The sequence below is a fragment of the Thiomonas sp. UBA7699 genome (assembly GCF_002482605.1).
Taxonomy (GTDB): Bacteria; Pseudomonadota; Gammaproteobacteria; order Burkholderiales; family Burkholderiaceae_C; genus Thiomonas; species Thiomonas arsenitoxydans.
Genome location: NZ_DLGH01000028.1, coordinates 23,159 through 42,052, shown reverse-complemented (window position 1 = coordinate 42,052; position 18,894 = coordinate 23,159). Strand labels below are relative to the sequence as shown.

The following is an 18,894-nucleotide window of genomic DNA, read 5'->3' as shown; positions in this document are numbered from 1 at the left end:
TTTCTGGAGACTCATTGAATCAAAATATCAATGGATAGATTGTAAAGCAATTTTGAAGGAATTAAAACTTCAAAGTCACCAAATTACTTACAAGTTTTGGGACGATCCAAGGAACATCGAAGTGACGCCCGATGATCTGTCTAAACCAGGTTCCAAACTCGCTGCGGCGCAGCAAAACGACGCCAAGCGCAGGCCAGACTCACCCCGCCTGTCGCGCGCCGTAGCGCAAGCGCATGATCAGCACGGCCAGCGCCAGCAGGAAAGTCACCGCGTTGGCTCCCACCAGAGGCCAGCTCCGCTGGATGACGCCATAGGCCAGCCAGAGCGCCACGCCCGCGGTGAACAGCGTGTACATGCCGAGCGAAATCCCCGAAACATCGCGCGTGCGAACCGTCAGCCAGGCCTGCGGCACGAAAGACACGGTGGTAAGAAACGCCGCGCCGTAGCCGATGAGATCGGTGAGGTGAAAGGCCATGAGGGACTCTCGAAAGATGGGGGGAGGTCGGCGAAGTGCGCGCTCAAGCCGTCTGCATGAAGCCGTTGATGAAGGCTTCCAGCGCAGGCCAGGCGCCGCCGGCGCGCGGGTCGTTGACCAGCGCGGCGAAGGTGTAGCGCTGCCCGGCACGGGTCTGCGCATACCCGGCGAGCGACAGCACGCCGTCGAGGCTGCCGGTCTTGGCGTGAATGCGCCCTGCGGTGTCGGGGTCGCGGAAATGGCGGCGCAGCGTGCCGTCTTCTCCGGCCAAGGGCAGCGACGAGATGAATTCGGGCATCACCGGGCTGTTCCACGCCGAGCGCAGCAGCGCGTTGAGATCGGCCGCCGAAATGCGCGCGATGCGCGACAGGCCGCAGCCGTTGTCCAGCACCAGGCCGGGCATGGACAAATTGTGGGTGGACAACCATTGCTCCACCGCCTGCTGCGCCAGGCCCCAAGTGGCCCGTTGCGCACCCGCCTGTAGCGCCAGGGTCAGGAACACCTGCTGCGCCATGACGTTGTTGCTGTATTTGTTGATGTCGCGCACCAGCACGGCGAGCGCGGGCGAGTCCCACACGGTCAGTTCGGTGGCGCCCGCAGGCAGGTTGGCGGTGCGAACCCGCCCTTTCCAATCGATGCCGACCTGCGCAAACAGCGCGGCGAGCAAACGCTGCACATAGGCGTTGTCGCTCACCTCGGGGGCGATGTTCCAGGTCTGCGGCCCGCAGGCGGCCGCAAAGCCCCCGGCGAAGCGCGGCGCGAAGGGCTGTTTCCAGTCGGCGCGCAGTTTGTCCTTCCAGTTGCCGCAGGCGCTGGCGGTGAGTTTGGGCGCTTCGCGCAGATCGAAGCCCGCCACTGGCGGCTCCACTGTGACACGCACCTGTTGCCCCTGAGCGTCGGGCACGAAGCCCAGGCGCAGCACGCCGAAGTTCACCAAAAAGGGATCGGGGCCGACGTTGTAGGGGGCGGTGGCGTCGCCGTCGAAGGCGCCGGGATTGTGCGGCGGAAGATCGAAAGCCTGACGGTCGATGAGCACGTCGCCGCGAATGCGGCGGATGCCCAGATCGCGCAGCCGTACCGCGATGCTCCACAGGTTGTCGGCCATCAGATGTGGGTCGCCGCTGCCGACAAAGGCCAGATCGCCCTGCAGCACCCCGGCGCGGATCGGCCCCGTGGCGTACACCGGCGTCTTCCACACATAGGCCGGGCCGAGGATGCGCAGGGCCGCGTAGGTGGTGACGAGCTTGAGCACGGAGGCCGGGTTCATCAACGCGGCGCCGTTGAACGCGATCTGGGGCGACGGGCTATCGAGCGCTTGCAGCACGAAGGCGCAAGACTGCTGCGGAATGCGCGCCGTCTCCAGCGCCTGCGCCACACCGGCAGGCAACGCCCCCGACCCGCCCAGCCCGACCTGCTGCGCCCGAGCTAGAAGCGGCATGCCGGTCACGGCCAGTGAGGAGATCAGAAAACGGCGGCGGCTGGGTAGCATGGCATGGGCGGCGAAGAAGATCAGTGGAATGGTAGAGGCTTGCGGAAAGGCTAGCTTCAAAACCCCTGCCTACAATGCGCCGCATCATGACGACCCGCCCCCCCTTCATCCACCAGTGGCAAGAGGCCGCCGAGCGCAACAATTCGGCGCTGTGCGTCGGCCTCGACCCGGAGCCCTCGCGCTTTCCGGTGCCGTGGACCAACGACCCGCTGCGGCTGTTCGACTTCTGCGCCGCCATCGTCGATGCCACGGCCGATCTGGTCTGCGCCTACAAGCCGCAGATCGCCTACTTCGCGGCGTTGGGCGCGGAGAGCCAGCTTGAACAGCTCATCGCCCACATCCGCAAGGTCGCCCCGGGCGTGCCCGTCATCCTCGATGCCAAACGCGGCGACATCGGCGCCACCGCGGAGCAGTACGCCCGCGAGGCCTTCGTGCGCTTCAACGCCGACGCCCTGACGCTGTCGCCCTATATGGGCTTCGATTCGGTCGAGCCCTATCTGCGTTTCCCCGAACGCGGGCTGTTCGTGCTGTGCCGCACCTCCAACCCCGGCGGCGCCGATCTGCAGACCCTGCCGCTTGTCGCATCGAACGCCAGCTCGGCCACAGGCGCCTCGGCCCACCTCGGCGATGAACTGCTGTTCGAGCGCGTGGCGCGGCTGGCTGCGCTGGACTGGAACCACCACGGACAGAACGGCCTGGTGGCTGGCGCCACCAACCCGGGCGACATCGAACGCATCCGCGCCGTCGCCCCCGAAGCACCGCTGCTCATCCCCGGCATCGGCGCGCAGGGCGGCGATCTCGCAGCCACCGTGCGCGCGGCGCGCGGCAACTTTCTCATCAACGCCTCGCGCAGCGTGCTTTACGCCAGCAACGGGCGCGATTTTGTCGATGCCGCAAGACGCGAAGCCCGCCGTCTGCGCGACGCCATCAACCAGGAGGTGCACGCCGCCTCCACCGCCCCGAACGCCCCATGAGCAACAGCAGCGCATCCACCACCGGCCTCACCCACTTCGACGCCGCCGGTCAGGCGCATATGGTCGATGTCGGCGCCAAGGATGAAACGCATCGCGTGGCCGTGGCCACCGGCTGCATCCGCATGCAGCCCGCCACCTTCGCCCTGGTGCAAAGCGGCAGCGCCAAAAAGGGCGACGTCATCGGCATCGCCCGCACCGCCGCCATCATGGCGAGCAAGCGCACCGCAGACCTCATTCCCCTGTGCCACCCCATCGCCCTCAACCGCGTGGCGGTGGACTTCGACCTGCAGCCGCAGGACAGCAGCATCCACTGCACCGTCACCGCCGAAACCCGCGGCCGCACCGGCGTTGAAATGGAAGCGCTCACCGCCGTGCAGATCGGCCTGCTCACCATCTACGACATGTGCAAGGCGGTGGACCGCGGGATGATCATCGACGGCGTGCGCCTGCTCGAAAAGCACGGCGGCAAGTCGGGCGACTGGGTCGCCTCGGCCTGAGCGCCCAGCCAAAGCCGAGACGCGCCTGAACCGCCCCGCGCGCAGGGACATGCCGCTGTTCCTACAATCGGGCGCATGAACATGATGACCGAACCCGCGCTGTTGCGCCTCGACGAGGCGCGCCGCGTCTTGCTCGACCCCTATCAGATCGACGAAATCGCCTTGCAGCGTGCGCTGGGCAAGGTGTTCGAGCACAAGCTCGACTACGCAGACGTCTATTTGCAATACACCCGCTCCGAGGGCTGGAGTCTGGAAGAAGGCCTGGTGAAGTCGGGCAGCTTCGACATCGAACAGGGCTTTGGCATTCGCGCGGTACAGGGCGAGAAGACCGCCTTCGCCTATTCCGACGATATTTCCGAGCTAGCCTTGCTCGAAGCCGCCGACACGGTGCGCAGCATTGCCCGCGCGGGCAAGGGCAGCGCCAAAGTGCCCAGCGACACCCGCCGCAGCGCGGCGCGCGTGCTCTACGGCGCGACCGACCCGCTGGGCGCGCTCGACTCCAACGCCAAGGTGGCGATGCTGCAAAAGGTGGACCGGCTGGCGCGCGCCAAAGACCCGCGCGTGGTGCAGGTCATGGCCAGCCTGGGCGGCGAACACGACGTGATGCTGGTGCTGCGCTCCGACGGCCTGCTGGCCGCCGATGTGCGCCCGCTGGTGCGCCTGAGCGTGAACGTGATCGTCGAGCAAAACGGACGGCGCGAGTCCGGCTCGTCGGGCGGCGGCGGGCGCTACAGCCTGGGCTACTTCGACGACGCCCTCATCACGAAATATGTCGATGAGGCGGTGAACACCGCGCTGGTCAACCTCGAATCGCGCCCCGCGCCTGCGGGCGAGATGAGCGTGGTGCTCGGCCCCGGCTGGCCCGGCGTGCTGCTGCACGAGGCGGTGGGCCACGGCCTGGAGGGCGACTTCAACCGCAAGGGATCGAGCGCGTTCGCGGGCCGCATGGGCCAGCGCGTCGCCGCCCGTGGCGTGACCGTGCTCGACGACGGCACCCTGCCCGACCGGCGCGGTTCGCTCAACGTGGACGACGAGGGCAACCCGACGCAGCGCAATGTGCTGATCGAAGACGGCATTCTGGTCGGTTATATGCAGGACATGCTCAACGCCCGGCTGATGGGCCGCGCGCCCACGGGCAATGGCCGCCGCGAGAGCTACGCGCATGTGCCCATGCCGCGCATGACCAACACCTACATGCTGGCGGGAGACCGCGATCCGGCGGAAATCCTCGCCAGCATCGACCGCGGCCTGTACGCGGTGAACTTCGGCGGCGGGCAGGTGGATATCACCAGCGGCAAGTTCGTGTTCTCTGCGAGCGAAGCCTGGTGGGTGGAGAAGGGCAAGCCGCTCTACCCGGTAAAGGGCGCCACACTGATTGGCAACGGCCCCGACGCGCTCACCCGCGTGAGCATGATCGGCAACGATCTGCGGCTGGATAGCGGCGTGGGCACCTGCGGCAAGGAAGGCCAGAGCGTGCCCGTCGGCGTGGGCCAGCCGACCCTGCGCATCGACGGCGTGACCGTGGGCGGCACGGGCTGAGCTCAACCCGACCTTCATCCAGGCCCAGCAGCCGGACCGCAGCGATGCGTTCCGGCTGTTTCATTTTTTACTTGCGGTGACATCGGTGAAACCTGCTTTACGGTGGATGATGAACGGCCGAACACTGGCTACAGTGCATCCAAGCCGGACGCTGATCCGGCCTTCCCTCCCAAACTGCTGAAGAAAGGTTTGCTCGATGAAACACACCACCCTGCTCGCCGTCGCGCTGACCAGCGCTGCCCTGGCCTTCCCCACGATCGCCTCGGCCGGTTTGCTGAAAAATCACGAACAAAAAGTACAGTGCGAAAAACAGGCCAAGGAGCAAAGCCTCAAAGGCAAGGATCGCACCGAGTTCATCAAATCCTGCGTGAGCAAGGCCCAGGAATCCGCCGCACCCGCAACGGAGCAAGCCCACCACGAAACCAAGAAGGAAGAAGAGCATCACTCCCTGCAAACCTCGGGCGCAGGCATGGCCGCGGCGGCGGGCGGCGGCGCGGGCAAAGTGTGGGTGAACGCCTCGACCAAGGTTTATCACTGCCCGGGCGACAAGTACTACGGCAAGACCAAGCACGGCGAATACATGAGCGAGTCGGCCGCCAAGGCGGCGGGCGATCATCCGGCGCATGGCAAGACCTGCAACTGATCGCAGACACTCCGGACTCAGCCCGCGCTAAGTGAGGCCGGTTAAGTTGTGGGCATTCTGATTTTCAGCCGCAGCCCCGTGCGGCCTTGCTCACCATGTCCACAATCGCCCTGCCCGAAGCGCGCTATCACCCCGTCTCCCGCCTGCTGCATTGGGCCATCGTGGCGCTGATCCTGCTGGAATATCCCCTGGCCTGGCTGATGACCGATCACCGCGGCGCGCCTGAAGATGCGCTGGCGACCTGGCATATCGGCGTGGGCACGACCATCCTCACCCTTTTCGTGCTGCGCCTGCTGTGGCGGCTGATCAAGACACCGCCGCCGCACCCGCCGATGCCCGCCTGGCAGGCGCTTGCGGCCCAGGCCACGCATGCGCTGCTCTATGCCGGATTCGTGCTGCTGCCGCTGCTGGGCTGGCTGGCCGCGTCGGCCCGCGAGTGGCCGGTGCATTGGCTGGGACTATGGCCGCTGCCCGCCCTGTTTCCGGCCAACGCCACATGGGCTGAGCTGCTGGGCGACGCGCATCAAGTGGTCGCTCTGGGGCTGCTCGGCTTGATCGGTCTGCACGTTGCTGCAGCGCTGTACCACGCCTTCATCCTGCGCGACGGCAGCCTGCGCCGCATGCTGTAAACAAGCTCAAACCACCTTCAGCCCGATCAGTTCGGGCTTGGGCTCGGGCGGCGGGGTTTTGAGCGCCTCGAGCGCCTGCACCACCAGACGCGCCACAATCAGATTGCGCACCGGCTTGCGGTCGGCCGGCACCACATACCAGGGCGCCTGCGCAGTAGAAGTCGCCGCCAGCGCCTGGCTGTAGGCGGCCTGATACGACTTCCAAAACTGCCGCTCTTGCAGATCGGACGGGTCGAACTTCCAGTGTTTGAGCGGGTTGTCGATGCGCTCCTGCAAGCGCTCGCGCTGCTCGTCAAAGCTCAGGTGCAGAAAACACTTGACGATGGCCGTACCCGATTCCGCCAGCATCTGCTCGAAATCGGTGATCTGCCGCAGATAGCGCTTCATCTCGCCGTTCTTCAACTCACCGTGCACCCGGCGGATGACCGGTTCCTCGTAATGACTGCGGTTGAACACGCCGATGCAGCCCAGCGGCGGCACCTGCGTATGCACCCGCCAGAGAAAGTCGTGCCGACGTTCCTGCACGCTGGGCACGCTGAACGACGCAGCGTGGATGCCCAGCGGATTCACCCCGGTGAACACTGCCTTGGTCGTGCTGTCCTTGCCCGCCGAATCCATGCCCTGCAACACCACCAGCAGAGCCTGCTCGCGACGGGTGAACATCGCGTCTTGCAGCTCGCCGATCTGGCTACGCAGGCCGTCAAGCTCGGCCTCGATCTCGTCTTTGGAAGGGTCGCCCGGCAGGTCGATCTGCGTGGGGCGGTCCGAGAGGTCGAGGTTGTCTTCGGGGTCTACCCGCAGACGGCGCAGATCGGTCAGTAGAGGCATGTCAGAGGGCATGTCAGCTTCAGCGCCTCACACCCTTGGCCAGCAGCGCCAGATTTTTGCGGGCGCGTTCCTCACCCTGCGCGGCGGCCAGCGTCCACCAATGTCGCGCTTTCTCGACGTCAGGCAGCTTGCCCAGCCCGCGGTAGTACAGCACGCCAAGACCGAACTGCGCCTGCGCATCGCCCAGCTCCGCCGCCCGCTGGTACCAGCCGGCCGCCTGGGTGTAGTCGAGACTGCCGCCCCGACCCATCGCCAACAAGGCGGCAAGCTCGCGCTGCGCCTCGGGCATATCCATCTCGGCGGCCTTGCGCAGCCAGGCCACGGCCTGCGCGTCGTCCTGCTCGACGCCCTGGCCGGTGACGAACAGATGTCCGTAACGGTAGCAGGCTTCACGATGGCCCTGATGCGCAGCAAGAGAGAACATCGCCGCAGCGCCCGACGGATCGGCCGGGCCGCAACGTCCGTTGAGCAAAAAAATGCCCAGATTGCACTGGCCCGCCGCGTCGCCCGCCTCTGCGGCACGCTGATACCAGACCTGGGCCTGCGCGTCGCTGCGGGGCACGCCGCGCCCATGCTCGTACAAAAATCCCAGGCCATTCATCGCCCGGGCCAGGCCCACTTCGCAGGCCTGACGCCACAGATCCAGCGCCTGCGCATCGCTTTGTTCCACGCCGCGTCCGTGAACGTAGAGCCAGCCCAGGTTGTACCTGGCCCCGGCGGAACCCTGATCGGCCGCCTTGCGATACCAGTGCGCCGCATGAACAAAGTCCTTGCGGTCGTGATAGTGGGCGCCCAGCCACTCTTGCGCGGCCGCATCTCCCTCATGCGCAAGGACTTCGAGCGGATGCTGCGTCTCGCTGAAGTCGAGGTGCTGGGGCGGTTGGGTGTGAATGCCGAGATCGAGCTCGGCGGAACGTGGGGTACTCATGGGTGCGGCGATTTTCTGCAGGGATGCAGCATACCCCCGACTCGCCCCGGAACGGAACATTCAGGCGATATGCTTTGCACTCTTGTTTCAACGTGTTTCTTCCCGTGTTTGTTCCTTTTTTCCGGAGACTCTTTTATGCGCCGCTGGGTATCCCTCATCTTGCTTTCCGCCGCCCTGCTGAGCCTGAGCGGCTGCGGCTACAACGCCCTGCAGTCGTCCGACGAGCAGATCAAAGCGAGTTGGGCCGAAGTGCTCAACCAGTACCAGCGCCGGGCCGATCTGGTGCCCAATCTGGTGAACGTGGTCAAGGGTTACGCCGCGCATGAGAAAGACGTGTTCGTGCAAGTGACGGAGGCGCGCGCCAAGGTCGGCCAGATCCAGGCCACGCCCGAACTCATCAACGATCCGGCCGCCTTTGCCAAGTTCCAGGAGGCGCAGGCGCAGATGACCAGCGCGCTGTCGCGCCTGATCGCGGTGTCCGAAAACTATCCGCAGCTCAAGGCCGATGGCGTGTTCCGCGATCTGCAGGCCCAGCTCGAAGGCACGGAGAACCGCATCGCCGTGGCCCGCATGCGCTACATCGAAGCCGTGCAGAACTACAACAACCTGGTGCGCCAGTTCCCCAGCAACCTCACTGCCATGGTGGTGGGCATGAAGGTCAAGCCCAGCTTCACCGTGGAGAACGAGAAAGCCATCTCGGTGGCGCCCAAGGTGGACTTCGGCGGCGCCCCCGCGCCTGCCGCATCGAAGTAAGGCCGCATGACGCTGTTGCGCGGACTCTGGAAGCGCTGCCTGCTTGCCGCGCTGCTGCTGTGCGGACTTGGCACGCTGGCCTGGGCCGCGCTGGCGCCGGTGCCCGCGCTTACCGCGCCGGTCACCGACCTCACCGGCACCCTCACCGCGGAGCAAACCGCCACGCTCGATCAGGAACTGCGAGCCTTCGCCACGCGCAAAGGCAGCCAGATCGCCATCCTCATGGTGCCCAGCACCGCGCCGGAAGCCATCGAGCAATACAGCATTCGCGTGGCCGAGGCGTGGAAGCTGGGCCGCAAGGCGCAAGACGACGGCGTGCTGCTGCTCGTCGCCAAGGACGACCGCGCCATGCGCATCGAAGTCGGCTACGGGCTGGAAGGCGCCATTCCCGACGCCATCGCCAAGCGCATCATCGCCGAGGTCATCACCCCGCAGTTCAAGCAGGGCGACTATTTCGGCGGACTGCAGGCTGGCGTACAACAGCTCATGAAGCTGATCGACGGCGAGCAACTGTCACCGCCGCAGGCTGTCGCGCCGGGCGCAGACCGATCCAGCGCGCAGGAAATCGGCTTCATGGTGTTGATCGGCGCGGTCGTGCTGGGCTCGGTGCTGCGCAGCGTGCTCGGCCGCACCGTCGGCGCCGGGCTGAGCGGACTGATCGCAGGCGGCGCGGGGTGGTGGCTCGTCGGCTCCGTGCTGTTGGGACTGACATTCGGCGCGCTCGCCTTCCTTGCCGTGTTCAGCGGCATACGCATGGGAGGTGGGCCGGGCGGACTGGGTGGTGGTGGCTTCGGCGGCGGCGGATTCGGCGGCGGCAATGACCGCGGCTCGGGCGGATTCAGCGGCGGCGGCGGTGGTTTTGGCGGAGGCGGCGCTTCGGGCCGGTGGTGAGATGCGTTGGTCCCGTCTGCTGCAACACCTGCGCTTTGCGCCCTGGCAAACCCGCCGGGCGTTTCCGCAAGCCACGCTGGCCGCCATTGCCAAGGCCATTCACGCGGCTGAGCAGGCACACGGCGGCGAAATCCGCTTTGCGGTTGAAGGCGCGCTCGATCTGCCCGAACTCTGGCGCGGCCTGAGCGCCCGCGAGCGCGCCATCGAGGTGTTCTCGCACCTGCACGTCTGGGATACGGAGCACAACGACGGGGTGCTGATCTACCTGCTGCTGGCCGAGCGGGACGTGGAAATCGTGGCCGACCGCGGCATCCACCAACGGGCGCCGAGCGACGCTTGGGAGCAGGTTTGCCGCGGCATGGAAGCGTTGCTGCGCCAGGGCCGCTTCGAGGCCGCCGCGCTGCAGGGCGTGGCCGAAGTCAGCGGCCTGCTCGCCCAGTATGCGCCCCCGCGCAGCGGCGAAAAACGCAACGAACTGCCCGACTGGCCGGTGGTGCTGCGGCTTTAGGGCCTGCTGGCCCTACTTCAACCCAGATTTTCCATTGGGACATGGGATGATGGCGCGGCGGATTGGGGATGGATTTGGCCTTGCGCGACAAGCCCATAGCCCGAGCTATGGGCGCGAAGCGCGGGGGCGAAGACGCCCCAAACCGCCCGCCAGCGCCCATGTAGGGGCGTAGCCCCGCCTAATGGAAATTCTGGGTTCAAGGAAACAAACCCTTGAACAGGCCAGGAACCGCCTTCTGCAGCGGCTGGGCCTGGGCGGGTGCGAGCTGTTTCTGCAGTTCGTTCTGCAAGGTGTTTTTCAAGGTCTGCTTCAACAGATTCCCGCCCGCCTGCGACCACAGCACGGTGTAAGTCGGCTGGGCAAAACTGCCCGCGATACGCACCGGCACGGTGACGCCGCGCAAGACCGCGAGATCGGCCCCGCCCTGCCCGCGCAGCGAACCGACGACGGCGGGCAGCAGCAGATAGTCCAGACGCTGCCGGGGCAGATCGAACCAGCCCTCGCCGCCCACGCGCAGCAGCGGGCTCTGCACCATTAGGTCGCTGTTGTTCGCCACCCCGTTCTGCAGCACAAAGGTGGCGCCGAGCGCGGTGAAATCAGTCTGCTCACCCGCGGTGGCGGCGAACTGCCCATCCTTGCGTGCCGCCAGTAGGGCGCGGGCGTTACGCAGCATCTGTGCCAGATTGAAACCCTTCACAGCGCCGTTGCGCACATCGAGCCGCGCCTTGCCCGAAAGGCTGGCGATGAGCGCGGGCAGGGTCTTGCCCTGTGCCGTCAGGTTCATCGTCCAGTTGGCCTTGCCGAGCAGAAAATCCTTGCCGACCAAGGCCTGCAATATCGGCTGCACGCTGACATCACGCCCGCTTTGCTGCAGGGTGTATTGCTGCTGCGCCAGATTCACCCGCAGATTCGCGTCCACACTGCCGCCAAAGCCCTGCGCACTGAAAGGCTGCAAGGCCAGCGTTTTGCGGTCGCTGGTCAACTGGCCCTGCACCGCGCTCCATTGCATGCCCTTGAACACCAGGCTGCCAATCTTGAACTGCGCGCCCAGCCCGAGTTTTTGAAAGGCCGACAGGTCGATGGGGGCAGGCGCGGGCGCGGCGGCTTTTGGTTGGGCGGCGGGCGGCGGCAGCCAATCGTCGAGGTTGAGGCGGTCGGCATTCAAGTCGAGGCGCAGGGTGTCGGGCTGCGCCCAGCCGCCCGACAGCTTCATCCCGCTGCCGGCCACCAGACCTTGGAGCTGAAACTGCGCAGTAGGTCCGTTCATGGGGCCGTTCGCGCCGCCGTCGTATTGCGCATTGCCCTGCAGCGCCAGGGTCTGCGGTTTGGCGCCGGGGGTGAGCTGGCCCGAGAGCTTGATCGCGGGCAGAACATAGTGCGCATGAGTGAGGTCGAGCTGCAGCGGCGAGGCCAGGGTCAGGCGCATCGCCCCCGGCTTTCCGGCGGCGCCGCGCTGCACATCGCACTGCGCCACGGGAACGCGCAGCGCGCTCCAGGCGCCCGCGGCCTGCTGGGTCTTGCACTGCAGCTGCAGCGCCTGCGCCGCGCCGATCTCGGCGCTGGCATCGAGCGGCCCGATCTGCACGGTGTCGCCCTTGGCTTCGAGCGTTGGCAGGCTGATCTGCGCACTCAAGTTTTCCCCGCTCTCGGTGCGGCCGGTGGTCTTGATGCGCCATTGCCGCGCCGTCAGCGCCCACAATGAACCAGTGCGCAGCCCGAGTTGGTCGGCGTTGAGCTGGGTCTGCATCGCCTTCAGTCCCGGCACGTCGCCCTGCGCCGACAGCGCCAGATCGGTCAGCGCCACGCTGTGCTGCGCCGGGTCGGCCTGCAGCTTGCCGCGCAGGGCGATGCGGGTTGCCAGCGCGGGCTGGACAAAGCGCGCCGTGGTCTCCAGATGGAAGGCCCCGGCGTTGCCGCCGTCCAGGCCGGAAAGGCCGACGTCCAGGCCGTCGAGCTGGCCGTGGAGCTTGGCCTTGTCGTCGTCGTAAAAGAGCACGCCCTGCTCCACCTGCAGACGGTGCACCGACAGGCCCAGCGGGCTGCGCGGGGGCGCGGATTCGGGCTTGCTGTCGGGCAGCAGGTCGGCGAAGTTCAAACGCCCCTGTGCGTCGCGGGCCACATGAATCTGCGGCTTGATCATCACCACCCGATCGACCACCAGCTTGCGCCGCAGCAGCGCGAATAGATCGAGGTGCAGTCGCAGGTCGTCAGCCCGCGCGAAAACGGCGGGAGAGTCGCGCTCGCTCAAGGAAAACGGCCCGGTGCGCAGCGTCAGTGGCGGAAACAGCGTGAGCTCGATCGTGCCCGGCAACGTCAACGTGCGGTGCTCGCGCTCCTGCACCACCTGGATCAACGTGGCCTTGTACTGGTTCGGATCGAAGGTGAGCAGCAAAATGCTCATGCCGCCCACCACCAGAATGACCGCAGCCAGCAGCGCCGCCAGCAGCCCCTTGAACAGCCGCATCGGCCAGCGCCTGCGCGGCGCGGGCGCGTCGGGCTGCGGCGCAGTGACCTCAGTCATGGGCGGGAATTACGCCCAGGCGCTGATGCACCGGGGGCACAATGCGGCTTTTGTCGGTCAACATGGCGGCTGATTTTAGGCAGCTTGTCTGACAGCTCGAAGTTCCCAGAAACACAGCGCTTCAAGCGCAGCCATTCCATCATGTCCTCCCCTTCTTCCGACCTTCTAATCTGCGGCGGCGGCATTGCAGGCAAGGCCTGCGCGCTGGCGCTGGCGCAGATCGGGCTGCAGGTCACCCTGCTGGGCGCGCGCCCGGCCGCCGCCCTGCCGACCCAGGGCTATGCCCAGCGCCTTTACGCGCTCAACGCCGCCTCAAGGCAATTGCTCGAAGAACTGCGGGTGTGGCCGCAGATGCCGCCTGAGCGCATTCAGCCCGTACAGGCCATGCACATCCGCGCCGATTGCGCCCAGCTCGCCTTCGATGCCCGCGACGCCCGCAGCGAGGCGCTGGCCTGGATCGTCGAATCCGACGCCATCGAAACCGCGCTCGATCTGGCGCTGCGCTTCGAGCGTCGGGTTGTGATCGACCCGGCCCAGGCCGCGCGGCTGCAACGCCAGCCCGCGGGGGCAGGCTGGCAGGTGCAGACCGATGACGGCCGCACCCTGCAAGCCGCGCTGCTCATCGGCGCCGACGGCGAGCACAGTCTGGTGCGCAAGGTCTCGGGCATCGCGATGGATACGCACGACTACCTGCAGCGCGGCGTGGTGGCCAATTTCCTCTGCGCCGCACCGCACGAGGGCGTCGCCTTCCAAACCTTTGCAGATAACGGCGTGATCGCCCTGCTGCCGCTGGCGCCGATGCAGGGTCGGCCAATGGTGTCGCTGGTCTGGTCGGCCCCCGAGGCGCTGGCGCTGGAACTGCTCGACTTGTCGCCCGAAGCTCTGGCGCAGCGCGTCGAAGCGTACCTGCCCGCCTTGCGCGCGCAACACCTCGGGCAGCTGCAGGCCACCGGCCCCGCGGCGGCCTGGCGCCTGCAGCGCCAACTGGCCCGCCGCACCGTGGCCGACGGTCTGGTGCTGATTGGCGACGCCGCGCATCGCGTGCATCCGCTCGCCGGTCAGGGCCTCAATCTGGGTCTGCAAGACGTGCAGGTGCTGGCCCGCACCCTGCAGCAGCGCGGCGTCGGCCAGGCCGTGCACGACCCGCGACTGCTGCGGCGTTATTCCCGCGCGCGGGCCGAACAGGTGCTGGCGCTCGCCACCACCACCGACGCCCTCGCCCGGCTGTACGGCGCGGGCAGCCGGGTGCCCGGGCCGCTGCGCGCGCTGGGCCTGCAGACCGCCAATGCCCTGCCGCCCGTCCGGCAGTTGCTCACCCGCTATGCTTCGGGTCTTCCCTATCTTGCCTGACGCGCGTTTGTGCGCCCTCCCGTCTAAATGAACTCTTTGCTCTCCCGCTCCGTCGCGCGCGTTCTGCGCGGTGTCGCGCTGTCCGCGGCCTTCCTGTCTCTGCCGGTCATGGCGCAAACCCTGGCCGAAACCCGCGCCGCACTCGAAAAGGCCATGCCGGGTCTGCCCGCCAGTGCCAAGATCATCAAAACCCCCTATGCGGGGCTGTATGAAGTGGACGTGGGCAGCAAGATTTTCTACACCGACGCCAAGGCCACCTTTTTGTTCGCTGGCGAGATTTTCGACACCAAGACCCAGACCAACGTCACCAAGGCCCGCATCGACGATCTGCGCCGGGTGAACTGGAAGGATCTGCCGTTCAAAGATTCGTTCAAGCTGGTGTTCGGCAACGGCAAGCGCCAGATCGCGATTTTTGAAGACCCGTATTGCCCGTACTGCCACAAGATGGAAGCCACGCTGGAAAAGATGAGCAACGTCACGCTGCATGTGTTCGTCGTGCCCATCATCCGCCGCGAATCGATGCAACAGGCGCGCGATATCTGGTGCGCCCCCAACCGCAGCAAGGCCTGGCTGGACTGGATGAACAAGCAAGTGCAGCCGCCCGCGGCCGCGGCGACTTGCGTCGATCCGCTCAAGGCCAATGTGGAGCTCGCGGAGAAGCTGGGCATTTCGTCCACCCCCACGCTGATCTTCACCGACGGCGACCGCATGGAAGGCGCCCTGCCGCAAGAAGAAGTCGAAAAGAAGCTGGCCGCAGTCAAGTAAATCAAGCCAAGCCGAAGCGCCACAGCAGATACACCGCCATGCCGCCCGCGATGGCGGCCAGTAGTTTGCGCGTACCCAGCGCCAGCGTGGCGCTGGCAAGCGCACCGGCCAGCCAGGGGTTGCGCCAACTCAAATCCCAGTGCTGACCGTCGGGCAGCAACACCATGGGCACGACGATGGCGGTGAGCACCGCCACCGGCACATGGCGCAGCGCCTGCTGCACCCGCGGCGAAAACCTCAGCCGCCCGCCCAAGCCGAACAGGGTGTAGCGGATGGCGAAGGTCACCGCCGCCATGCCGACGATCACCGCCCACAGACTCCAGTTCATCGCGGGTCTCCTGCGGCTTGCAGACGGCGGCGACCATCCATCCACACCCCGACCGCCACCCCGGCGAAGGCGGCGAGCATCAGGCCGAGCTTGTACGGCAGGTCGCGCGCCGCCAGCGCCACCACCGCCGCAGTGAGGGCCACGGCGATGCTGGGACGTTCGCGCAGCAGCGGCGCGACGATGCCCACGAAGGTGGCCACGAGCGCGAATTCGAGTCCGAGATGCGTCAAGGCCGGGCTGGCCTGCCCCAGAAACGCGCCGACCGCCGTCCAGCCTAGCCAGTTGGCGTACATCGCCGCGCCCGACCCCGCCGTGTACCAGTGTTTGAACGGCGCGCCGTCGTCGTGCGCGTAGCGGTGATGCACCGCGGCGTAGGTCTCATCGGTCAGCCAGAACGCCAGCAGCACCCGCCAGCGCTGCGGCAGCCGCGCCATCTGCGGCTGCAGGCTGGCGGCGTACAGCAAGTGGCGCAGGTTGACGACCAGAGTGGTGAACACCAAGACCAGCGCGCTGGCGCCGGTGCCCAGCAGACTCAGCGCGATGAACTGCGCCGATCCGGCGAACACCAGCGCCGACATGCCCAGCGCCCCGACGATGCCCAGCGGACTGGCCGATGCCAGCGCGCCGAAAATCAGCCCGAAGGGCGCAGCGCCCAGGAGCAGCGGCAGGGTATCGCGCGCGCCGAGGAGAAATTCGGTGGAACGTCCCGCCGGGTGAGGCGAGGCAGAAGAAATCGAAGTCATGCCGACAGACTAGCGGCACGGCTCGATTCGGTCTTGAACGTTCTTGCTCTGGAGATAACCGCCAGGCGTGACGCCGAAGGCGCGCTTGAACAGCCGGTGCAGATGCGACTGGTCGGCAAAGCCCAGACTCGCCGCCGCCTCCGCGGGGCTCAGCCCGCCGCGCAGCAGGCGCTTGGCCTGCGCCAGCCGCCACTGGTTGCGCCAGGCATGCGGCGGCAGTCCGACGCTGCGCGAGAACACGCGGTTGAGGTGCCAGGGGCTCAGGCCCACCGCGCGCGCCAGATTGTCGAGAGTCAACGCCGCCTCAAAGTCGGCCCGCAACAGCTCCTGCGCTCGGCGCACGGCGGCATCCTCGCGTCCCGTGGCGGGCTCGACCACCCCGGCGTAGCGCAACAGCGGCGTCATGGCCTCGCGCCAGGCGCAGCTGCGATGCAAGGGATCGCGGCAGGCGATCAGCACGGCGTGCAAGCCCTGCAAAGCACGGAACAACGCCGGGTCGTCGAACACCACCCGATCGAACACCGGCAGCCGCGCATCGCCGTCGCGCAGCTCGGCCATGAGTTCGCCTAATTTCTGGGGCGCTGGGTAAAGTGCGCGGTAAGACCAGCCGGACTCGCCGCCACTCTGGCCCGTGTGCACCTCTGCCGGCGGGATCACGATGATGCTCCCCGCGTTCGCCACGCCTTCCGCCCGTCTGCAACGAAAGCGCTCGCTGCCTTGTTCGATCAAGGCCACGACAAAGGTGTCGTGCACATGCGGTGCAAACCGGTGATGCACATAACGCGCCGTCAGCAGTTCCATGCCTGCGAAATCCGGGGCGATGTGCATGCGGGCCGATTCGGTCTGCGGGGCGATGGCGGGTGAGGACATGCGCAGATTGTGCTGCAGACGCCGAGCGCTTCGACACAAAGTTGCGCCGCACAAAAACCCTGCCCCACACTCGGAAGCACATGATTTGTCACCGCATTGGGCGTACAAGCTGTGGCACCCCCGAATCGACTTGACAGGAGACCGTGATGCGTCTGTTCCATCTTGAACCGTCCGATACCCAGCAGCTCGCGCAATGGTTGCAGCAGGCCGACGCGCTGGTGCTCGCCCAGGGCGGCGGCGATGTGCTCAGCGGCACTTTGCAGGATCTGCCCATTCTCCAGAACCTTATTGCGCAGCACCTGGCCGCGCCCACACCCGAGCAGCTGCACGCCGTTTCGGCCGCGCTCGGCCGTGTCTTGCTGCATGAGCAGGCGGGCAGCGAATGGGCCATCGTGCAAGGCGTGCATCAGCGCGGCTACGCCATCCGCCGCATGGGCACCCTGCACTGGGTGTCGCCCGAGGGCGCCCTGCGCTCGCATCTGCACGGCGGCGCCCGGCTCGACCTGCGGCATCTGTTCGCCAGCCTGTGCGAGCGGCTCAACCCCCCGGCCCTTGCCGCTTGAAGCGGCGCACCCTGCGGTGATGAAGCCGCGCTTGATGAGACCGGCTTATGAAGTCGGCTTGAGCGGCGTATAACCGTCGTTCAGGGTGTGCAGGAAGGCGATGATGTCGCGCATGTCCTGCGCGGTCATCGCGGGTTGTTCGCCCAGCTTGCGGTTGAGCGGCGGATCGGTCACGTCCACATTGGCGCGGTACTGCGGCGGCAGGTCGTCGTACTTGCGCACCTGGCCGTCCACGGTGGGGAAGATTTTGCCCGGCTGCACGTCGCGGAAGTTGTAGAAATCGAGCACCTGCTTGAGCGAGTGATAGACCCCGTTGTGGAAATACACCGGCCGCTGCGCCACATTGCGCAGCGTGGGGGTGAGGAACATGCCGCAGTAGGCAGTCTGGTTTTTCAGGTCGGTGCGGAAGGGGCCGCACAGCCCGATATCGAAGTAGTGCGGGTTCTGGTTCGCCGGAATCTGCGGATTACGCGGCACGCCCAGCGCCTCGTACTGCGTGTCGGTGAACAGCGGCGGCAGATGATCCTTGGTCGGCTGATCCAAATGGCAGGCAGCGCAATCGCCCTTGTTCACATCGTTGAACGCCAGATAGCCGCGCATTTCCTGCGACGTCAGAGTCGCCCTGCCCTGCAGCCAGGCGTCGTACTTGCTGTTGAAGGCGTGGAACTGCGGGTCTTCGATCTGGTAACGGGCGATCGCAAACAGCGCCTCGGAAACCGTCTGCTTCGGGTCTGCAAACACATTGGGGCCGAAGAGTTGCAAAAACATCTTGGCATACGGCTGGCGCTCGATGATGGCAGCCACGCGCTGCGGCGTGCCCGCGTCCATTTCCACCGGGTTGAACAGCGGACCACCCGCCTGCTGCTGCAGGGTATTGACCCGCCCGTCCCAGAACAGCCCGCCGGTGGGCACCAGATTTTGTACCGACTGCGCCGTGCTCTGCGCGGTCTTCTTCGCCCGCTGGCTGGTCTGCCCTAGCGCCGCGAGTTGCTGCAGGGTGATGGTTTCGTTCTCCTCGTTGTCCGGGCCGATGGAGAACGGCTGCTGCCGGTAGAGGTAGGCCAGCGACGGCGGCGGGCGGAAGCCGGGTGAAGTCATATTCGGCCCGCCCAGCATCACCGGCCCGCTGCCCGTTGGAGGGTTGTAGCCATTAGCCGGATCGTGGCAGGACGCGCAGGACTGCTTGCCCGAGGCCGATAGCGCCGTATCAAAAAACAGCTGCCGCCCCAGTTGCGCCACGGCCGAGAGGGGTTGCTGGGGCGGCAGCACGAGTTGCACCGGATGCGGATTGCCGCCCAGCGCGTAGGTGAAACTGCGCACCGGGTGCTGCAGCCAAACGACGGGGGGAATGCTCGGCTCCTCGTGCATACCCCAGGCCAGCGCGCCGCCGCCCCCCGCAAGGGCAACGACCAGCGCAATGGCCAGGCGGCGTGCCCAGTGCGAGCGGCGTGGCTTGCTCGCAGGCGCCTGCGCAGCAGCCGAAGAAGCGACGGCAGGGGTGGATGAGGTAACGGACATGGTGCGGCTTCTCGGCGAATTTCAGTCTTTTCCGCGAGTCTCGTGGCGGACGAAACCCGCGGAAAAGACCGCCCCGAGCGGG

The 18,894-nt window shown here is 66.6% G+C and carries 20 protein-coding genes; 11 read left to right on the top strand and 9 right to left on the bottom strand.

The features are described from left to right. Nucleotides 1–199 precede the first annotated feature (199 nt). Nucleotides 200–475 carry a SemiSWEET family sugar transporter gene (locus tag B3H47_RS12575; RefSeq protein WP_156053496.1) on the bottom strand — a complete coding sequence of 92 codons (276 nt, stop codon included), beginning with the start codon at nucleotides 473–475 and terminating at the stop codon, nucleotides 200–202. A gap of 43 nt (nucleotides 476–518) precedes the next feature. Beyond that, nucleotides 519–1,964, bottom strand: coding sequence for a D-alanyl-D-alanine carboxypeptidase/D-alanyl-D-alanine endopeptidase (gene dacB / locus B3H47_RS12570; protein WP_156053497.1), 1,446 nt, complete (start codon nucleotides 1,962–1,964; stop codon nucleotides 519–521). An 86-nt stretch (nucleotides 1,965–2,050) separates the two neighbouring features. On the opposite strand from dacB, the gene pyrF reads away from it, so the two are divergent. From pyrF to B3H47_RS12545, 5 genes are all read left to right on the top strand, one after another. Next, nucleotides 2,051–2,938, top strand: coding sequence for an orotidine-5'-phosphate decarboxylase (gene pyrF, locus B3H47_RS12565; RefSeq protein ID WP_286987296.1), 888 nt, complete (start codon nucleotides 2,051–2,053; stop codon nucleotides 2,936–2,938). Further along, the gene (gene moaC / locus B3H47_RS12560; protein ID WP_286730081.1) at nucleotides 2,935–3,435 is read left to right on the top strand and encodes a cyclic pyranopterin monophosphate synthase MoaC; all 501 of its coding nucleotides are present in this window, start codon (nucleotides 2,935–2,937) and stop codon (nucleotides 3,433–3,435) included. Before pyrF ends, moaC begins: the two co-directional genes overlap by 4 nt. A gap of 75 nt (nucleotides 3,436–3,510) precedes the next feature. Beyond that, a complete protein-coding gene (gene tldD, locus B3H47_RS12555) occupies nucleotides 3,511–4,974 on the top strand; it encodes a metalloprotease TldD (protein WP_286987293.1) in 1,464 nt (487 codons plus the stop codon). Between the two features lie 196 nt (nucleotides 4,975–5,170). After that, on the top strand, nucleotides 5,171–5,617 hold the full coding sequence (locus B3H47_RS12550) for a PsiF family protein (protein WP_286987291.1): 447 nt from the start codon (nucleotides 5,171–5,173) through the stop codon (nucleotides 5,615–5,617). Between the two features lie 95 nt (nucleotides 5,618–5,712). Beyond that, the gene (locus tag B3H47_RS12545) at nucleotides 5,713–6,246 is read left to right on the top strand and encodes a cytochrome b (RefSeq protein WP_013107084.1); all 534 of its coding nucleotides are present in this window, start codon (nucleotides 5,713–5,715) and stop codon (nucleotides 6,244–6,246) included. 6 nt (nucleotides 6,247–6,252) lie between these two features. Here B3H47_RS12545 and B3H47_RS12540 read toward each other — a convergent pair whose 3' ends face one another. Continuing rightward, nucleotides 6,253–7,074, bottom strand: coding sequence for a PPK2 family polyphosphate kinase (locus B3H47_RS12540; protein ID WP_286987289.1), 822 nt, complete (start codon nucleotides 7,072–7,074; stop codon nucleotides 6,253–6,255). A gap of 19 nt (nucleotides 7,075–7,093) precedes the next feature. Further along, the gene (locus B3H47_RS12535; RefSeq protein WP_286987287.1) at nucleotides 7,094–8,002 is read right to left on the bottom strand and encodes a tetratricopeptide repeat protein; all 909 of its coding nucleotides are present in this window, start codon (nucleotides 8,000–8,002) and stop codon (nucleotides 7,094–7,096) included. Nucleotides 8,003–8,137: 135 nt separating this feature from the next. Here B3H47_RS12535 and B3H47_RS12530 point away from each other — a divergent pair, with 135 nt between their 5' ends. From B3H47_RS12530 to B3H47_RS12520, 3 genes are read left to right on the top strand one after another with little or no spacing between them, the layout of a single operon-like run. After that, nucleotides 8,138–8,755, top strand: a complete 618-nt coding sequence (locus B3H47_RS12530; RefSeq protein ID WP_286987285.1) for a LemA family protein — start codon at nucleotides 8,138–8,140, stop codon at nucleotides 8,753–8,755. Between the two features lie 6 nt (nucleotides 8,756–8,761). Continuing rightward, nucleotides 8,762–9,646: a TPM domain-containing protein gene (locus B3H47_RS12525; RefSeq protein ID WP_286730466.1), complete on the top strand. Its 885-nt coding sequence runs from the start codon at nucleotides 8,762–8,764 to the stop codon at nucleotides 9,644–9,646. 1 nt (nucleotide 9,647) lies between these two features. Beyond that, nucleotides 9,648–10,154 carry a TPM domain-containing protein gene (locus B3H47_RS12520; RefSeq protein ID WP_286987284.1) on the top strand — a complete coding sequence of 169 codons (507 nt, stop codon included), beginning with the start codon at nucleotides 9,648–9,650 and terminating at the stop codon, nucleotides 10,152–10,154. Nucleotides 10,155–10,350: 196 nt separating this feature from the next. Here the strand turns inward: B3H47_RS12520 and B3H47_RS12515 are convergent, their stop codons facing one another. Next, entirely contained in the window at nucleotides 10,351–12,675 is a 2,325-nt protein-coding gene (locus tag B3H47_RS12515) for an AsmA family protein (protein ID WP_286987282.1), read from the bottom strand. Between the two features lie 141 nt (nucleotides 12,676–12,816). Here B3H47_RS12515 and B3H47_RS12510 point away from each other — a divergent pair, with 141 nt between their 5' ends. Beyond that, nucleotides 12,817–14,025: an FAD-dependent monooxygenase gene (locus B3H47_RS12510; protein ID WP_286987281.1), complete on the top strand. Its 1,209-nt coding sequence runs from the start codon at nucleotides 12,817–12,819 to the stop codon at nucleotides 14,023–14,025. A gap of 27 nt (nucleotides 14,026–14,052) precedes the next feature. Next, entirely contained in the window at nucleotides 14,053–14,790 is a 738-nt protein-coding gene (locus tag B3H47_RS12505) for a DsbC family protein (protein WP_013107092.1), read from the top strand. Between the two features lies 1 nt (nucleotide 14,791). On the opposite strand, the gene B3H47_RS12500 is transcribed toward B3H47_RS12505, so the two are convergent. The 3 genes from B3H47_RS12500 to B3H47_RS12490 are packed head-to-tail and all read right to left on the bottom strand — an operon-like array spanning nucleotide 14,792 to nucleotide 16,731. Then, nucleotides 14,792–15,118: an AzlD domain-containing protein gene (locus tag B3H47_RS12500; protein ID WP_286987279.1), complete on the bottom strand. Its 327-nt coding sequence runs from the start codon at nucleotides 15,116–15,118 to the stop codon at nucleotides 14,792–14,794. After that, nucleotides 15,115–15,861 (bottom strand): AzlC family ABC transporter permease, encoded by a 747-nt coding sequence (locus tag B3H47_RS12495; RefSeq protein WP_286987278.1) that lies wholly within the window; start codon nucleotides 15,859–15,861, stop codon nucleotides 15,115–15,117. Before B3H47_RS12495 ends, B3H47_RS12500 begins: the two co-directional genes overlap by 4 nt. Before the next feature lie 9 nt (nucleotides 15,862–15,870). Continuing rightward, nucleotides 15,871–16,731, bottom strand: a complete 861-nt coding sequence (locus B3H47_RS12490; RefSeq protein WP_286987276.1) for a helix-turn-helix domain-containing protein — start codon at nucleotides 16,729–16,731, stop codon at nucleotides 15,871–15,873. 146 nt (nucleotides 16,732–16,877) lie between these two features. On the opposite strand from B3H47_RS12490, the gene B3H47_RS12485 reads away from it, so the two are divergent. Continuing rightward, nucleotides 16,878–17,294, top strand: a complete 417-nt coding sequence (locus tag B3H47_RS12485; RefSeq protein ID WP_286987275.1) for a DUF3806 domain-containing protein — start codon at nucleotides 16,878–16,880, stop codon at nucleotides 17,292–17,294. A gap of 45 nt (nucleotides 17,295–17,339) precedes the next feature. Here B3H47_RS12485 and B3H47_RS12480 read toward each other — a convergent pair whose 3' ends face one another. Continuing rightward, nucleotides 17,340–18,812 (bottom strand): cytochrome-c peroxidase, encoded by a 1,473-nt coding sequence (locus B3H47_RS12480; RefSeq protein ID WP_286987274.1) that lies wholly within the window; start codon nucleotides 18,810–18,812, stop codon nucleotides 17,340–17,342. Between the last annotated feature and the right edge of the window lie 82 nt (nucleotides 18,813–18,894).

Excerpts from the sequence above, each read along its gene's own strand:
- B3H47_RS12575 (WP_156053496.1), bottom strand. The coding sequence starts at position 475 with ATGGCCTTTCACCTCACCGATCTCATCGGCTACGGCGCGGCGTTTCTT.
- dacB (WP_156053497.1), bottom strand. The coding sequence starts at position 1,964 with ATGCTACCCAGCCGCCGCCGTTTTCTGATCTCCTCACTGGCCGTGACC.
- pyrF (WP_286987296.1), top strand. The coding sequence starts at position 2,051 with ATGACGACCCGCCCCCCCTTCATCCACCAGTGGCAAGAGGCCGCCGAG.
- moaC (WP_286730081.1), top strand. The coding sequence starts at position 2,935 with ATGAGCAACAGCAGCGCATCCACCACCGGCCTCACCCACTTCGACGCC.
- tldD (WP_286987293.1), top strand. The coding sequence starts at position 3,511 with ATGAACATGATGACCGAACCCGCGCTGTTGCGCCTCGACGAGGCGCGC.
- B3H47_RS12550 (WP_286987291.1), top strand. The coding sequence starts at position 5,171 with ATGAAACACACCACCCTGCTCGCCGTCGCGCTGACCAGCGCTGCCCTG.
- B3H47_RS12545 (WP_013107084.1), top strand. The coding sequence starts at position 5,713 with ATGTCCACAATCGCCCTGCCCGAAGCGCGCTATCACCCCGTCTCCCGC.
- B3H47_RS12540 (WP_286987289.1), bottom strand. The coding sequence starts at position 7,074 with ATGCCTCTACTGACCGATCTGCGCCGTCTGCGGGTAGACCCCGAAGAC.
- B3H47_RS12535 (WP_286987287.1), bottom strand. The coding sequence starts at position 8,002 with ATGAGTACCCCACGTTCCGCCGAGCTCGATCTCGGCATTCACACCCAA.
- B3H47_RS12530 (WP_286987285.1), top strand. The coding sequence starts at position 8,138 with ATGCGCCGCTGGGTATCCCTCATCTTGCTTTCCGCCGCCCTGCTGAGC.
- B3H47_RS12525 (WP_286730466.1), top strand. The coding sequence starts at position 8,762 with ATGACGCTGTTGCGCGGACTCTGGAAGCGCTGCCTGCTTGCCGCGCTG.
- B3H47_RS12520 (WP_286987284.1), top strand. The coding sequence starts at position 9,648 with ATGCGTTGGTCCCGTCTGCTGCAACACCTGCGCTTTGCGCCCTGGCAA.
- B3H47_RS12515 (WP_286987282.1), bottom strand. The coding sequence starts at position 12,675 with ATGACTGAGGTCACTGCGCCGCAGCCCGACGCGCCCGCGCCGCGCAGG.
- B3H47_RS12510 (WP_286987281.1), top strand. The coding sequence starts at position 12,817 with ATGTCCTCCCCTTCTTCCGACCTTCTAATCTGCGGCGGCGGCATTGCA.
- B3H47_RS12505 (WP_013107092.1), top strand. The coding sequence starts at position 14,053 with ATGAACTCTTTGCTCTCCCGCTCCGTCGCGCGCGTTCTGCGCGGTGTC.
- B3H47_RS12500 (WP_286987279.1), bottom strand. The coding sequence starts at position 15,118 with ATGAACTGGAGTCTGTGGGCGGTGATCGTCGGCATGGCGGCGGTGACC.
- B3H47_RS12495 (WP_286987278.1), bottom strand. The coding sequence starts at position 15,861 with ATGACTTCGATTTCTTCTGCCTCGCCTCACCCGGCGGGACGTTCCACC.
- B3H47_RS12490 (WP_286987276.1), bottom strand. The coding sequence starts at position 16,731 with ATGTCCTCACCCGCCATCGCCCCGCAGACCGAATCGGCCCGCATGCAC.
- B3H47_RS12485 (WP_286987275.1), top strand. The coding sequence starts at position 16,878 with ATGCGTCTGTTCCATCTTGAACCGTCCGATACCCAGCAGCTCGCGCAA.
- B3H47_RS12480 (WP_286987274.1), bottom strand. The coding sequence starts at position 18,812 with ATGTCCGTTACCTCATCCACCCCTGCCGTCGCTTCTTCGGCTGCTGCG.